Annotated in this window: 12 protein-coding genes and 1 pseudogene; 4 read left to right on the top strand and 9 right to left on the bottom strand. The window is 42.0% G+C overall.

Translation table 11 applies throughout. From position 1 onward, the window contains the following. Positions 1 to 5 precede the first annotated feature (5 nt). Entirely contained in the window at positions 6 to 2195 is a 2190-nt protein-coding gene (gene sbnA / locus ACAN54_RS10175; protein ID WP_379153638.1) for a 2,3-diaminopropionate biosynthesis protein SbnA, read from the bottom strand. A 164-nt stretch (positions 2196 to 2359) separates the two neighbouring features. On the opposite strand from sbnA, the gene ACAN54_RS10180 reads away from it, so the two are divergent. Then, entirely contained in the window at positions 2360 to 3181 is an 822-nt protein-coding gene (locus ACAN54_RS10180; protein WP_379153640.1) for a YheC/YheD family protein, read from the top strand. A gap of 78 nt (positions 3182 to 3259) precedes the next feature. On the opposite strand, the gene ACAN54_RS10185 is transcribed toward ACAN54_RS10180, so the two are convergent. Genes ACAN54_RS10185 through ACAN54_RS10195 form a run of 3 tightly spaced genes read right to left on the bottom strand, consistent with a single transcriptional unit; the run spans position 3260 to position 5124 of the window. Then, entirely contained in the window at positions 3260 to 4030 is a 771-nt protein-coding gene (locus ACAN54_RS10185; protein WP_379153642.1) for a DODA-type extradiol aromatic ring-opening family dioxygenase, read from the bottom strand. 6 nt (positions 4031 to 4036) lie between these two features. After that, positions 4037 to 4696: an alpha/beta hydrolase gene (locus ACAN54_RS10190; RefSeq protein ID WP_379153644.1), complete on the bottom strand. Its 660-nt coding sequence runs from the start codon at positions 4694 to 4696 to the stop codon at positions 4037 to 4039. A 23-nt stretch (positions 4697 to 4719) separates the two neighbouring features. Continuing rightward, the gene (locus tag ACAN54_RS10195; RefSeq protein ID WP_379153646.1) at positions 4720 to 5124 is read right to left on the bottom strand and encodes a DoxX family protein; all 405 of its coding nucleotides are present in this window, start codon (positions 5122 to 5124) and stop codon (positions 4720 to 4722) included. Positions 5125 to 5267: 143 nt separating this feature from the next. Between ACAN54_RS10195 and ACAN54_RS10200 the strand changes: the two genes are divergently transcribed. Then, complete coding sequence (locus tag ACAN54_RS10200; protein ID WP_379153648.1) at positions 5268 to 5819, top strand: helix-turn-helix domain-containing protein; 552 nt, start codon at positions 5268 to 5270, stop codon at positions 5817 to 5819. Between the two features lie 70 nt (positions 5820 to 5889). Here ACAN54_RS10200 and ACAN54_RS10205 read toward each other — a convergent pair whose 3' ends face one another. Both ACAN54_RS10205 and ACAN54_RS10210 read right to left on the bottom strand, forming a co-directional pair. Continuing rightward, positions 5890 to 7116 carry an MFS transporter gene (locus ACAN54_RS10205; protein WP_379153650.1) on the bottom strand — a complete coding sequence of 409 codons (1227 nt, stop codon included), beginning with the start codon at positions 7114 to 7116 and terminating at the stop codon, positions 5890 to 5892. A gap of 110 nt (positions 7117 to 7226) precedes the next feature. After that, a complete protein-coding gene (locus tag ACAN54_RS10210) occupies positions 7227 to 7574 on the bottom strand; it encodes a VOC family protein (protein WP_379153652.1) in 348 nt (115 codons plus the stop codon). Positions 7575 to 7741: 167 nt separating this feature from the next. Here ACAN54_RS10210 and deoD point away from each other — a divergent pair, with 167 nt between their 5' ends. Further along, positions 7742 to 8464 (top strand): purine-nucleoside phosphorylase, encoded by a 723-nt coding sequence (gene deoD, locus ACAN54_RS10215; protein ID WP_379153654.1) that lies wholly within the window; start codon positions 7742 to 7744, stop codon positions 8462 to 8464. Positions 8465 to 8563: 99 nt separating this feature from the next. Here deoD and ACAN54_RS10220 read toward each other — a convergent pair. Continuing rightward, positions 8564 to 9169 (bottom strand): annotated as a pseudogene (locus ACAN54_RS10220) (reverse transcriptase domain-containing protein); the annotation flags it as partial. A 53-nt stretch (positions 9170 to 9222) separates the two neighbouring features. Here ACAN54_RS10220 and ACAN54_RS10225 point away from each other — a divergent pair. After that, positions 9223 to 9912 carry a hypothetical protein gene (locus tag ACAN54_RS10225; RefSeq protein ID WP_379153656.1) on the top strand — a complete coding sequence of 230 codons (690 nt, stop codon included), beginning with the start codon at positions 9223 to 9225 and terminating at the stop codon, positions 9910 to 9912. A gap of 773 nt (positions 9913 to 10685) precedes the next feature. Here ACAN54_RS10225 and ACAN54_RS10230 read toward each other — a convergent pair. Both ACAN54_RS10230 and ACAN54_RS10235 read right to left on the bottom strand, forming a co-directional pair. Next, positions 10686 to 13793: a DEAD/DEAH box helicase gene (locus ACAN54_RS10230; protein ID WP_379153658.1), complete on the bottom strand. Its 3108-nt coding sequence runs from the start codon at positions 13791 to 13793 to the stop codon at positions 10686 to 10688. Further along, positions 13783 to 14598 (bottom strand): Hachiman antiphage defense system protein HamA, encoded by an 816-nt coding sequence (locus ACAN54_RS10235; RefSeq protein ID WP_379153660.1) that lies wholly within the window; start codon positions 14596 to 14598, stop codon positions 13783 to 13785. Before ACAN54_RS10235 ends, ACAN54_RS10230 begins: the two co-directional genes overlap by 11 nt. Between the last annotated feature and the right edge of the window lie 391 nt (positions 14599 to 14989).

The raw sequence follows: 14989 nt of genomic DNA on the forward strand, positions 1-14989 counted from the left end.
TATGTTCAGTCTTTAGCGGTAAGTTCCCGGCCGAATTGGGTCAGAATCCAAGAGTCCGAATATACAGTATCGAGGTAACGTTCTCCCTTATCATGCAGAATGACCGTACAGACCGATCCCGGAGCCAATTCCTGCTCCATCTTCTTAACAGCGGCAATGATCCCCCCGGAGGATGCACCTGCCAGAACTGATTCGCTCCGGGCGAGTGCCCGGCAGCCTTGAACGATATCCAAGTCCGTGACATGGATGATACGGTCGATCAGATCTGTTCTGCAGAAGGGCGGTACGATACCGGCACCGAGTCCCGGAAACCTCCGCTGCCCCTTATTTCCGCCAAAAATAGCACTTCCCTCCGCATCCACAGCCACGATTTTGGTCCTAAGCGCATGATCCTTTGCATATTCCGCAAGTCCCCGGATCGTGCCGCAGGTACTTACGCTGCAGAACAAGTAATCCACACGGCCCAGCTCTGCCACAATCTCCTTCATTGTCGTATGGTAGTGAGACAGATAATTATGGGGGTTCGCATACTGATTCGGCCAATAACTGCCGGGTATCTCTGCCAACAGCTGCTGCACACGGTTTAGCCTGGCAGGCAGAAATTCGCCTGTTGCGGGGTCGGGTTCGGAGACCAAGTCTATTGTTGCACCCAAAGACTTCAGAATTTGCAGATTAGTATCTGTGGTTCTGGGATCGACCACACTGATAAAACGCATCCCCACAACCTTGCAAATCATTGCCAGGCTGATCGCCATATTTCCCGAACTCGATTCAATGATGTCTGTTCCTGGCCCGATGATGCCCTCATTCCAGGCTTCCTGGATCATCCGCAGAGCCGGACGGTCTTTTGCACTTCCCCCTGGATTCAGAAGCTCCATCTTGGCGTAGACCTCAAATCCGCTATTCCGGAACAGGTTGTTCAGCTTGATTAAAGGCGTGTGCCCAATGGCTGACAAAATCCCGACATTCAGGTCCATTCCGGCATTATCCTTGCCTGTCCGGTAATACAGCTTTTTGTTCTTCACCTGTCTGCTCTCCAGCGGTTCATCATCCCCTGCCAGAATGACCTCAATAACATCAAGCAGATGGTTTCGAATCATCATACCGATTTCCGGGATGCATTCTCCGATTTCCTCCTGAATAGCGGGGATCATGGAGCTTTTCGCAGATTTGCTGTGAATGTATACACCAAGCGTGTTGTTCTCTACTCTTACGCGGATGATCGCATCCGCGAGATGACGGTATACAACCCGTTCGATATCGTACAGGCTGATTTTCTCCCCGTGCTTCAGTTCCCGCCCTACTCTTTTGACGATAGATGCGAAGCTCTGCTTCTCTACACCGCCTACATTCACAGTCCTGAAGTCCCTTACCACGTCATAGGTCACAAAACGGATCGCAGGCAGCATCTTGCGGACGCTCGAGGTAAGTACCAGGATACTTTCACCGGTAGCCAGCGGCCTCAAATCCTCGCCTAACTCCTGCGTCCCGATCCCCTCCCCGTATATGCCCTCGGCCAGAATATACCGGCCAAGATCATGGGAGTAATAAGCAATCGTCCCGATTTCAATGGAACCGTACGTATCGATGATGTCACGCGGCTCAAGACCGAACAGACGGGCCATATTCCGCTGCCACTCGGGTGTGGCGATCTCTCCGACCAGAATGATCTTGCGGATGCCGAAGGCGAGCGGATTGTCTGCGGCGTGTACAATATGGTCGAGGATCGAAGGCATCGTGTACAGAAGGTCAGGCTGAAAAGCTTCAAGCTGTTCAATGTGCTGCTGAATCGGCAGTTCAAAAGGAATGGACCTGCACTCCAGACCCAGCCGTTCAAATATGGTTAGGGCGGTGTTTGCTGCGTGTCCTGTACCCATGTCTGCCAACGCTCGGCTGCATCCGCTGCCTGCGATAAGTTCACCGAACAGCTTTGTTTTGATATCTACATAGTAGTTGTCATCTTCCTCAGAGTAGAGGATCGCTTTCCGCCGGCCTGTGCTAGTACCCGACGTCCGGTATACAGCAAGAGAAGGGTCGTTCTGCTCTGTGTAATAATGGGTTTCGAGGATTCCCGCAGTCATCAGAGGAAGGTTCTGAAGGCTATAATTCGTCTTCCTCCCACCGATCAGCCCCTCGTACCAGGGGAATATCTCCATAACTTCTTGCACCTTAACCTGCAATTTGTCCAGCAGCATCATCGCCGCCTCCCGCTCTGCTGCAGCTGCAGCCTCTTTAGTTCACACCTGCAATAATCATATGTAGCACGCGTTGGGTGTGTTCTTTTATCGTCTGCTGCCCAGTCAAAAGCGGAGTCATCTCCGTAAGATAGCCCATAGGCTTATTGTGACGGAGGGACATAATGAAGGGACAAATCACACGTATATCCAACAAGCTGACAAAGACCAGGGTACTGGCTGGAAACCAAGAGTTAAAGAGGCATATACCGTTAACCAAAAGAATGACTCGGAGTGTGCTGAAAAAGATGCTGCTCAAATATCACATGGTGTACATTAAGCCGTGCTGCGGATCTATGGGGCAGGGCGTGATCCGGGTAGAGAAGATTTCCGCCAGGGGTAGAGAAAACAACTCCGGAGAACAGGTACATTACCGATATCAGGCAGGTACGCAAGTGCATAGTTTCTCCGACTACGACACCGCCTATCTCGCAATCTGCAGGGAAACCAAAGGGCGATCCTATTTAGTACAGAAGGGAATCCGGCTGATTACCTATGATCAGCGGCCCTTCGATATCCGGGTAATGGTACAGAGGAATCCTAAGGGGAAGTGGGTGGCTACAGGGGTAGCAGGACGGGTGGCGCATCCCGGCAAAGTGGTTACAAACGGCAGCCAAGGGGGGAGCATTTATCCGGTTGCGAGTTTGTTGGAAGCTTACACAAGTATAGAAAAGCGGGCAGCATTGATCGCGGCTATGAAGAAAATTGGAGTGAAGTCTGCCCATCAGTTAGGCTCTGCTTTTCCCAGCCTTCGGGAAATCGGTGTGGACATTGCCCTGGATCGGCGCTTGAAGTTATGGATCCTGGAAGTGAATACAGTTCCCGATCCCTGTCCGTTCACCAAGCTGAAAGATCGCAGCATGATCCGCCGAATCATCAGATACGGGAAGACCTACGGGCGGACTTACAATCTGAAGTGTATGAAGGCGAAGCAGGGAGTGGTATGAGGTAACGATTTTATTAAGCGCACAAAACAACGGCAATGGAGAATATAACCGCTCACCACTGCCGTTTCACCTATCATCTCAATTAAATTCCCAGCAACTCAAACTCAGATTACCGTACTGGTAGCTACGGTGAAGAAGCTTCGCATTACGGCTCAAGTCACCTGTTCCCATGGCAAGAAGCAGCGGAATAAAGTGTTCACTGGTCGGTACGGTCTGCTCGGCATAGGGAGCGAGCTCCCGGTATTGGAACAGGGCTTCCGTGTCCCATAGCTCCAGCTTATTTTGGATCCAATTGTCGAATTGTTCCGCCCAACCGTCAACCCCATCGGACTGCCAGTTCAATTGTCTTAGATTATGAACAGTCCCTCCGCTCCCGATGATAAGCACATCCTGCTCACGAAGCTCTGCAAGTGCCTTGCCGATTAGATACTGCTGATCATTAGACAGAGAACGATTTACGGATAGCGCTACAACCGGGATATCTGCATCTGGATACAGCAGTTTTAGAACAGCCCATGCCCCGTGGTCCAAGCCCCTTTTCTCATCCCGGACGTTCTCCACACCAACCTTCGTGAACAGGTTTTGAATCTGATCTACTAACGACCGGTCACTTTGGGCCGGATACGTCATCTGGTACAGTTCATCCTGGAACCCGCCAAAATCATAAATGGTCTCATACGTTGCGGCGGCGCCAACCGACTGTACCCCCTCTTCCCAATGAGCGGAGAATAGAACGATCGCTTTGGGCTTTGGCGTGTGGTCTTTAAACTGCTTAAGCAGCTTAGTATATTCGTTATCCTCAAGTACAAGGGATGGTGCACCATGGGCAAAAAAATAGGATGGTATCATATATTCTCACTCCTTATTCAACTTGGATTCGGCATCATTCTCAAGCCACTTCAACACATCGAGCTGGTTCTCTTCAGTTACCCCGTGGTCTGCCTCATATAGCTTGAACGTTAAGCGTTCTGTTAATCCTTGTAGATAGCTGACTGTCTCATGCCCGATACGAACCGGAAATACGGAGTCATATTCGCCATGAGAGACAAAGACGGATACATCCTTAATACTCCGAAGTGAATACTCTCTTTTCACAAAGTCAGGAATATAGCCGTTCAGCGCTACGATCCCCCGTAACTGATCTCCCATGGTAAGCGCAAGCGTCATGGACAGAATTGCACCTTGGCTAAAGCCGAGCAAATAACGCTTGTCTGGATCGACCGGATACTTCTCTGTCGCATAATGAATGAATGCTTCGAGATCTTTAACCGCCTGGTCAAACATCTCCCGAATCGGGTTGCCAAGACTTTTCAGATCATAATACTGGTATCCCGCACCCAGCGGCATATTCCCGCGAATTCCGATGATGATGAAATCTGCAGCGAGTGGAGCGACCAGACCGTACATATTTTGTTCATTCGACCCTTTCCCGTGAAGTGTAAAAATCACCGGATACTTCTTGCCCTGCTCCGGATGAACCGGCAGGTGAATATCATATTGATAATTCGGATTCATCATGGTTACCTCCATGCTCTAAGTTATCTACTACGCTTGCTAATCATTACATGGTCAACAGAGAATGGCGTCCGATCCGCAACTAGCAGATATAACGAAATCAAGATGTATGCAAGGTCCAACTCATAACCAGCCATCTGGCCGTTACCCAGAAGTCCCACAGATAATTTGGCAGTAAAAATGGCACCGACGAGTACAATCACAAACACTCCTGATACATAACGGGTAAACAACCCCAAGATCAGCATAATCCCACCGACAAGCTCAATCACTGCAACAACATAAGCTACAAATCCTGGAATGCCTAATGAGCTGAACCATGCTTCTACATTGCCAAGGCCCATTTGAAACTTATCTACAGCATGAAATACAAAAATGATGCCCAGCACCACTCGCATAATAATGGATACAACAGTTGTTCTAGTCATTCGTTTCTCTCCTCCAAAATATTAGTAATAAAAATATATTTTCTATATGTGTAATTAAACGCGCTTTACATTGACTTGTCAACCTAAAAATTGATAATATAAAATTAAGTTTTGTATTACAAATATTCCTAAGGTGTGATCATATGGATATAGGTTCAACTATAAGGGCAATCCGAAAGCGGAAAAACATCACCATTGCTCAAATCTGTGAAACCACCGGCCTGTCCCAAGGCTTTATGAGTCAGGTTGAAACGAACAAGACCTCCCCATCCATCTCAACCCTGGAGAACATTGCCCAAGCCCTGAAAGTGCCGCTAGCCTACTTGCTATTGAAGAAAGAAGAACGAATGCAAATTGTTCGTAAAGACGAACGGACGATCACAACAAGCGGTTCCGATCATATAAAAGTGGAACATCTGAGCTCAACTAAGAATGTACGAATGATGATCACGGAGTTTCCTCCGGGTGCAACAACAGGGGATACCCCTCATGCGCATGAAGGCGAAGAGGTACATGTGGTCATTAAAGGGAGAATATACGCGGAACAAGGGGAAGATGGAGCTGAGTTTGTCGAAGGGGATTCCTTTAGCTGGAATGCCTGCACACCCCATTTAGTCAGAAATATCGGTGAAGATACGGCTATCGTGCTGATCTCCATCTATACCGAGAATGAGAACGGACAGGATCTCCTCTAAGCCAAAAGCCCACCATCGAGCCGGATCGGCCGAGTGCGGGCTTTTGTTACGCTGCTGGATTGTCGGGGGGTCAGTTCACCTTAGGTAATGAGATAAAGATTAAGGAACCTATTAGAAACAACGGAATAATAGCTAATATGCTAAAGCTGGCGTCGCCCGTTAGAGTAGTTGTCAGTGACATCAGCGCAGGGCCGAGAATTGCCGCGAACTTGCCAAAGATATTATAGAACCCAAAAAATTCATTGGAATTCTCCTTCGGAATAATCTTCGCAAAGTAAGACCGGCTTAGCGCCTGGATTCCGCCCTGGGCCGAACCAATCAACGCACCCAGAATAAAAATATGCCAGACCGATGTAATGAAAAAAGCCGCAATACAGGAAACAATATAGGTGAAAATCCCGACTATAATCATGGTCCGTGCGGAGTACTTTTTTGCCAGATTCCCATAGAGGATCGCGCACGGAAACGCAATGATCTGGATGATAAGCAGAATCCCCAGCAGCGTGAACGTGTCCAGGGCGTCCGAACCCAGCACCGAAGTGGCATACGGCACAACCATTTTAATAATGGTATCTACCCCATCAATGTAGAAGAAATACCCGATCAGGAATACAAACACAATTTTGTGCTGGCTGATATTCCTGAAAGTGACTGCCAGTCTTTTAAAACTATTCGCAATCGGCCTGGGTTCAGGCTCAATATAGTACTTCTGTTTCACATCTCTGATGATCGGCACCGTCAACAGCCCCCACCAGAGCGCTGTAATGATGAACCCGATCTGGTAGCCAATTGCCTTGTCCATCCCCATCATGAAAATGAGCAGCAGGCTGATCCCAAAAGGAATACAGCTGAAGATATACCCGAAAGCGAACCCTCTCGTAGAGACCTTATCCATCCTCCCGTCCTCCGTAACATCTACCAGGAAGGAGTCATAGAAAATATTAGAACCGGCAAATCCAATCGCTGATAAAATATAAAATACAATCAACAGCTGCCACTGCCCGCTCTCCGGTGAAATAAATGCCAGCGAAGCCGTAGCCAATACGCCGACTGCAGCGAAAAATACGAAGAAGCGCTTTTTCCGGTCCTTGTAATCCGCAATGGTCCCTAAGATAGGACTAAGGACCGCCACCAGAATACTGGCAATGGAATTAAAATACCCCAAATCCATACTGCTTCCCACATTCGTGAACATGCCGAAGATAATAGGCAACAGCGCCGTAGTCACCGCCATCGAATAAGCAGAATTCCCGCAGTCATACAGAATCCATGATTTCTCCTCTTTGCTCAGCTTCATCCAACCTTCTCCTCTTATATCCGATTGTTACAGTTATATCACGCGAAGATATGAAGCATATCAAAGGGATGTAAAATCAGATGAGGTATCCGTATTAGGCTCCATTCAATCTATTTCTCCCACAGCTCGACCAGTCGGCCATCAGGATCTTCAATCCAAATAAACGTTCCATATTCACTGCTCTCTTTTTCCTTTGCAAGAGATACACCCATATGTTCAAGATGTTTCATCATCTCGTTAAGATTATCCACTTGGAAATTCAACATCACCTGTTGTCCTGTTGGAAAATAACTGTCATTCTCAGTAAAGAAAGACAAAGTAGTCGTATTATCTGATTGAGGTTGTATCACAGTCCCATTCCAGCTTTCGAATTCAATCTGCAACACTTCACTGTACCATTTTTTCACAACTTCAAGATTACCCGTTCTCCAAAATATCCCTCCAAAACCTTTTATCATCGTAACCCACTCCTGTCTTTCGTTAAATTTTTAGCTATTCGATTACCTTAGATATTCTAGGTTGAAATTAAAGTTCCTTTCCTGCCATGCTGAAAAACAAGTTCATAGATGGTATAGTGAAATGGATAAAATAATTATCGAGTAACCAACTTTAGGAGGAATAAATCATGTCAACCCCACATAATGCCGCACAGAATGGCGAAATCGCCAAAACGGTATTAATGCCAGGAGATCCTTTAAGAGCGAAATATATCGCAGAAACCTATTTGGACAACTATACCCAATTCAATACGGTACGGAATATGTTCGGATATACAGGAACTTACAAAGGTACACAAGTATCTGTGATGGGTTCGGGAATGGGAATGCCAAGTATCGGTATTTACTCTTATGAGCTGTACAATCACTATGGTGTGGAAAATATTATTCGTATTGGTAGTGCAGGAGCTTATACAGACACATTAAATTTATTTGACGTGGTACTGGCAGACAGTGCGTGGAGTGAATCTACATATGCCTATGTGCAAAGTGGTGTAGAAGGAAATATACAGCTTCCAAGTAAAGCCTTGAATGATATCATTGAAGCTGCGGCTAAACGCATCAGCAAGCCTCTTTTGACTGCAAGAATTCATTCAAGCGATGTGTTCTATCATGAAGACAATGTTCCTGGAGTCAATGAATTTTACAATGAACATGGCTGTGTTTGTGTAGAAATGGAGAGCTATGCGTTGTTCCATAATGCTAAAGTATTAGGCAAACAAGCAGCGTGTATTCTTACCATCTCGGATTCCTTGGTTACCCATGCCGTGACTACTGCAGAAGAAAGACAGAATTCTTTCAACAGCATGATGGAAGTAGCTTTAGAAGCAGCCATTTCGATTGAAAAATAAAGGTTCAGATTCAATGAATAATGGAGTAGGAGGGGGCGGTAAGCCCCCGTCCTCTCACACCACCGTACATGCGGGTCCGCATACGGCGGTTCCAAAAGGTTAACAAAGTACCAGATAACGTGAAAGCAAACTTTTCAGCCCTCAGGGCTTCCCAGTAGGAAGCCCTGAGGGTATTATTCGTGTTCCGGGACATTCCCCATGCGCCTCGCCTCGAGTTGGCCATTGTAAAATAAGCCCACTCTGGGACCCCAAGTGCCCGGAGTTCTCGAATTCGTGTTCGCACTCGTTTCCATGGCTTCCATAGACACATTCGGAGTCTTCTCCGAATCCATTGGTCCCATGGCTTACCGATTCCATGACACGCTCGCCTGCTCGTTTACTCCCCACAAAGATATTACAGTCGTCCGCGTAGCGTACGAATCGCAATCCTCACCCGGTCAGTTTCTTGTCCAGATCATCCAATAGAATGTTTGCTAGAAGCGGACTAAGCGGACCGCCTTGTGGCATCCCCTCCCGGCTACTCTCCCATTTTCCATCCACTATAACTCCGGCGTTTAAGTAAGCGCAGATTAGGTCCACAACCTATCTTAGGCCACTTTGGATATATCTTTGAGCTTGTTTAACAGCGTCATGCGGGCTCTTTCCCGGCCGAAAGCCGTAGCTGTACCAAGAAAATTGCGCATCAAAGATCGGATTCATCACTTGCCTAGATCACATGACATTAATAATTTAATTAATAAATATTAAGGAGGTTTGAGATGAATATAAAAAAACTAATAACATCCACCATTATATCCATGATGATATTCGGAATCGTAACTGGTTGTACCAATCTTACTTCCCAATCAGATAAAATCGCTGCCACAAGTCTTTCGCCAGAAAAAATAAAGGAACTTCGTAAAGAGTATCCATTATCTACAGGTTCACCAAAAAATGTTGATCTAAGAGATCTAACGTTTAAAGAGGTGTTGGATTATGCCGACTCGGTCATTATCGCTGAGGTTATTCAGCAAATGCCAGATTTTAGTGTAGATCTAATAACAGAGCCTGGAACTGCAGAAGGTAATTTTACCGAGAAAACAAAAGAATCCGGTTTACAACCATACAAACCCGAGTTCACATCTTATCAAGTCAATGTAGAAGAAGTAGTTACAGGTGAAGAGGTTGGAAGTTCTATTAACTTAATCTACAACTCTGAATTCAAGGGCGTAGAACCAGATCTCAAACCCGGGATGAAGATCGTTGTCGCAATAAAAAAAGGAGTGGGGGAACAGCAAGAAGGAAGCTACTCCTTTACCCGTTATGGAACGTATTATGTGGTAGATGGGGATTACGTTCTATCAGCATTTGAGGGACAAAGCAAAGAAATGAAATCCTTCTCACAGGAAATTAATGGAAGAACATCGGAAAATCTCATCTCTGAAATCAAAAGTTTGAAAGAAAATTGACTATAGGTATTGTAAATTGGTGTTTGACTAATTTTCAACTAAGGAACCAAAGCTAACGACGCTTCACCAATCCTATGCATTAATTGTTTTAGCTTTTATATATTGGAATGATTAAAATCATTGCATAAAATAGGCACATATAAAAAAGAACACGGCAACATAATGAAGCATGCTGCCGTGTACTAGATGTAGTTTTGTTGTATTTTCATTCACTTAAGTGTATAAATTCATTTCATCATTCTAAATGAAACATTTATCTCACTTAAAATGAAACAATTCTAATTTAAAATGAAAAATCAAAATCTTTGTGGTGGATCACCAAAGCAGAAAAAACAATGTATGAAAGCCTTATTTCATTAGCATAGTCTCTCACGAAAGATGATAAAAAGATTCCGGTTTGAACAATACTACCTATATGGGATCATAGAAATCGACAAATCCTCAATATCTGAAAATCGGCTTATATACATTTTATTCACTATAATACAGTAAGTATTTATAGTAATGTATATTTCGCATAAAAGTCTACAAAAGGTGCAACATATATTCTTAAAGTTTTTGCTTGATTTAAAGGATCCACTCAGTTATTCGTTGCCATTAAACTTTAAATTCAAAATCTTCTCTCCGTCAACTTATATCCCAAAATACTTATTTATCTTCTATATGTTGGTTATTCGACACTTTATTTTATAAATATGTGACTCATACTTTTTGATTCTTTTATGATATTAACAACATTATAGTTAACAAATATAGCCTAAATACAACAGACTTTAAAGTCTATTTAATATCATTGAGTAATAAGAAGGATACTTATTGATAATAGCACGCGCTCGTACTTGTTGTCTTTTCAAACTCCGACGTACTAAGCTTTTGGATAAATTTTGTGGAGGAGTAATAGCTCTGCTTAAATCTTGTGAAATTACTCTATCTGAAAAACCAATCTCATAAATGTGAATTTCAAACATAGTAGATACCCCGTATTTTAATCTTTTTTGAAGTATTTGAAGTTGGTGTATTAATTCTTCACTATCTTCAAAGGAATTTATAAGAATAATTTCAATGATTGCTCCGATGATAAGAGTAACTTCATAAGATATTCCATTATCACATATATCAACAATATTTTCTAAAGTGGGGAGCCTCCTTTGTGTTTTATAAATGAACCTAATATCACTATCTAATAAATTTTGAAAGAGAATCTGATAGGATAGCCCTTGAACCCAGCCCTTGAGCATATCCAACATAGCATCAAGATTTTCACATTTACGAATTATCGTATGAGAAACATTATCTCTGATAATAGGCCATAAGAGTTGAAGTAAAGCTTGATGATTTGTTGAAACAGAACTTAATGCATTTAAATTTACATTAACCCAATTAACAAATATGAGAGTTTTATCAACACCAAACAAAGTTTTTCCATATATTTTTTTAATTGTATCGTCAGGAATTTTTTCGTTAATTCTTTCATAAAGCTTTCCGAAAATTAGAGTTAACAGTTCACGTTCTTCTATTTCAGCTAGATGATACGCAAATGTTCCGGAAACCAAATCTTCAATCTGTGATTCATCAGTTATATATGTCATTAGAAAGCTTTCAATTGCAGCAAGAATATTTAATTTATTATTAAGTTGATAAATCAACGAATCATAATTAAATTCAACGCTAGGATATCTACTTAATATTATCTCCAGATAATACTCTTCAATAGTTGTTTGATTAAATAATATCTCTTCTATAAAGTTAAGAGGATCAAAAGGATAAAAATCATTCTTTTCCTTTAAAGGTTCTAAAAGTGATAATAAAGTACTTCTACATGGTTCAGAATCTAAAGGATTTAGTAATTTTTTAATGGATCTCCAGCGTCCACGACCGCCAATCATATTGAAATCTCTTCTATTATCGTAAAGTTCTGTATCTGCAAATATAATGCTTCCCTCAGTATGCATTCCTGAACGTCCCACTCTACCTATTAAGTTATGGAAATCACGAACTTTTATTTTTTCCTGACCTTGATAAATACTACTAACTATTAAATAGCGAATTGGTATGTTAACTCCTTGGGCCAAAGTAGATGTACAAATAACAAATTTTGCTTTACCCTCTTTCATAGCAAATTCGACTGCTAATCTAACTCCTTGAGGAAGGCTTCCATGGTGCGTTAATATTCCTAACCGAGCACATATAGTTTCTTCATAATCTGTACCGAAATGTTCGGAGTATAGGTAATGAATTCTTGAGATTTCCTCTTCATTCGAATATAGGTTTGGCATAGGGAAAGTTGGATTTCTCAAAAATAGGTCTGTTAATTGTTTACACATAGAAACTACGGTGGTTTTTTTACCACAAAATACTGCTACACCACCATTTCGCACAAGTTTTAAACCTAAGTATAACGCTGTAGATTGCACATCGTTTTTTTCAGGAAAGAATCTAGGTTTTCTTTCCCTAGGTTTTTTCGACAATTCTTGTTGCTCAATTATTCTAGGTACAAAAAATTCATTGATTTCAGGATCGTCTTTAGAGACAAATTGTAATCGTCCTAAAGTATCAGTCCAACTAGAGAAAGCGATTGTCTTAAATGTTGGAGACAAATCAGAGCCATTCACGGAAATATTACTTTCACCATTCAACCAAACTCCGACCGAATCTGCATTGCTAATAACAGCAGAAATGAGCACCTTTTGCGTATGTGCCCCTATCATTCTGTTTAATGAAGTTAACAAGAGTTCAAAAGTTACTCCCCGTAATCCGCTATCAAATTGATGGCCTTCATCATAAATAAGTACACCGATATTATCAGCTAACTCGGGTGTTTGCCTCAGGACATAAAGAAACTTTTCTGGAGTTAACACTAATATTTGCTTGCCTTCAATAATTCTTTCTATATCGAAATCTACTTGAATCGCATCTGATATATCATCAACATTGACGTCTTCATCCTTAAAAGCATGTAAAAGTGTACTTTTAATTTCTTGGCAAAGTGCCCTAAAAGGTGCAACAATAATTGCTAGATTCGTCCGTTGTGAAAGAAAGGCACTTCGGATAATTATTTCTGCTGCCCTCGTTTTTCCAGCACTTGTAGGAATCTGTATTACAGAAGATTCACCTCGAAAAATGCCTTTATTTCCGATTAAATGCTGTGCTGGCCAAAATTCTTTGAGGAAAGTATCCTTTTGTAAAATTTCATACCAGTGTCCAATAGATAGGCCTGTATATATAGGCAAACAATTCCAAGATGAATTATTTATTTTTTCAATGATAATAGCACCGACAGTGTCAATAAAAAGTAATTCACGTGCACTCCCAAATGCATATACTTTTCTCCTTAAAATCGCCAAACTTTCTTCAATAAGCTCTCTACTTTCTCCTGCCTCATAATAGCGAACCACTAAAGAAGCGATCGTTTGTAGATCTTCTGAATAAACTTTTTCAAAATTGAAATTTGTAGAATAATCTCCAGAAAGCATCCATAAAAGAAATTTATCTAATTCCTGTACTTCTAGATCTAAATTAGCCTCAGTGACTTTTTTGGCTAGCACAACAGAGCTGCCTGGATAATTACTTAGATAATACGCAGCTGATCCTAAAAGGAAAAAATATAAATCTAGATCGTCATTAATATGAGTCTGAATATATGCATCAAAAAAACGAGCAGAAAAACCAAGGGAATTACGAAGCTCGCTTATAACTGAATCCTCTGCCTTATTGTTAATAGCTGCTGCCAAGTCTCCCAGTACTCCAATAGTAAGAGAGAAGAGATTTGATGGGTCTTTAAAGATTTGAATATGTGATTCTTCAGGAACATCAAATTCGAACATTTTAGCTTTTGAACGTGTAATACTTAATAATTGTTGTGAATTCTGTTCAGGCCTCATTTGCCGCTCTCCTATATAATTCATGTACAAGATCCATTAGTCTATCGCCATGTATCACTAGCAAAGTTAGCTTTTGGGGGAAAGGATGTTTCTGCACGCTTGTTGATTTAATAATATCATTGTCAACAAAAGGTGTGTTAATAAGAGCCACAGCCCCATAATTTTCAGTAAATGGTTTATCCTCTGGGTTTTGAAATCTTTGAATGCGGCGGGCATCATCTATCATTTGTTTGTCTAAAAATCGTTGTTTTATTGCATTAAGTGATTCTGCTTTCCTTGCTTGATCTTTGGCTGATCCATCTACTGCTTTTTGTAATCGTGCATCATCTGAGCCTGTAAACTTTGCTTTGACTTCAAAAATAGTTAAAATATCTTCTAACGAGTCCATTGGTGGATTATTAATATGAAACCCAAGTAGATCTGACCCTTTGGTAGACTCATTTCTTACTGTTTTATTATTATAACGAGTTCTAGGAACCCAATAGTTCATAATATATTCTAGATAATCTGCAACTAAAATTTCACCGAAATCCCCAGCTCGAATGCTAGGACCTGGCGCAAGTCGTGGATCTGGAAATTTAATGGAGTCTAAATATTGACTTCGAGTGAGTCCAGTTCCCTCTAGGAGAAAGTCAATTTCAGAATCCAGACAATACTGATTTCTAAAGTGTGTTGCCCACATCGATAAAACGGTGTCATCATCTTCATGTTGTAAATGCCATAATTCAACTTCGCCACCATCAATTAGGGTGATTTTTCTACCTGTATTATAGAGCCAACGTGTATGCTCCGGTGGAGGTACCATAGTTTCATCCCCATATATAAAATTAATTAAGTTAATAATCCTTGTAACAATTTTTTACAATCTAATTGTATAACTTTTTTGTCTAAAGAGAAAGAACAATGTCAAACAAAAGCTCTTTTAATATTGGGAGATGATATGTTCTAGAGGTGGTTAAAAGTTTGTCTATGAAGTTGAAATGATGGTAACAAATCAAAGGAGCCTAAGCTGGAACATTCCAGATCAGGCTCCTTATTTGGTTGACTAAATATGATTTCCTAGGTGCATTTTCCAAAAACATAGCCACTCTTCAATCTTATTATCGACGAGTGTTTTATGCAATAAAATGAATAAACATTAAGTTCTCATTTTACATGAGCTGGTTTTCTCAGTATTCATCGTCCTTTTTGCAGCT

The organism is Paenibacillus diazotrophicus, assembly GCF_042610465.1.

What these genes read in the sequence shown, in the direction of transcription:
- ACAN54_RS10230 (WP_379153658.1), bottom strand. Translation starts at nt 13,793, where the DNA reads ATGAGGCCTGAACAGAATTCACAACAATTATTAAGTATTACACGTTCA.
- sbnA (WP_379153638.1), bottom strand. Translation starts at nt 2,195, where the DNA reads ATGCTGCTGGACAAATTGCAGGTTAAGGTGCAAGAAGTTATGGAGATA.
- deoD (WP_379153654.1), top strand. Translation starts at nt 7,742, where the DNA reads ATGTCAACCCCACATAATGCCGCACAGAATGGCGAAATCGCCAAAACG.
- ACAN54_RS10205 (WP_379153650.1), bottom strand. Translation starts at nt 7,116, where the DNA reads ATGAAGCTGAGCAAAGAGGAGAAATCATGGATTCTGTATGACTGCGGG.
- ACAN54_RS10210 (WP_379153652.1), bottom strand. Translation starts at nt 7,574, where the DNA reads ATGATAAAAGGTTTTGGAGGGATATTTTGGAGAACGGGTAATCTTGAA.
- ACAN54_RS10200 (WP_379153648.1), top strand. Translation starts at nt 5,268, where the DNA reads ATGGATATAGGTTCAACTATAAGGGCAATCCGAAAGCGGAAAAACATC.
- ACAN54_RS10190 (WP_379153644.1), bottom strand. Translation starts at nt 4,696, where the DNA reads ATGAATCCGAATTATCAATATGATATTCACCTGCCGGTTCATCCGGAG.
- ACAN54_RS10195 (WP_379153646.1), bottom strand. Translation starts at nt 5,124, where the DNA reads ATGACTAGAACAACTGTTGTATCCATTATTATGCGAGTGGTGCTGGGC.
- ACAN54_RS10235 (WP_379153660.1), bottom strand. Translation starts at nt 14,598, where the DNA reads ATGGTACCTCCACCGGAGCATACACGTTGGCTCTATAATACAGGTAGA.
- ACAN54_RS10185 (WP_379153642.1), bottom strand. Translation starts at nt 4,030, where the DNA reads ATGATACCATCCTATTTTTTTGCCCATGGTGCACCATCCCTTGTACTT.
- ACAN54_RS10180 (WP_379153640.1), top strand. Translation starts at nt 2,360, where the DNA reads ATGAAGGGACAAATCACACGTATATCCAACAAGCTGACAAAGACCAGG.
- ACAN54_RS10225 (WP_379153656.1), top strand. Translation starts at nt 9,223, where the DNA reads ATGAATATAAAAAAACTAATAACATCCACCATTATATCCATGATGATA.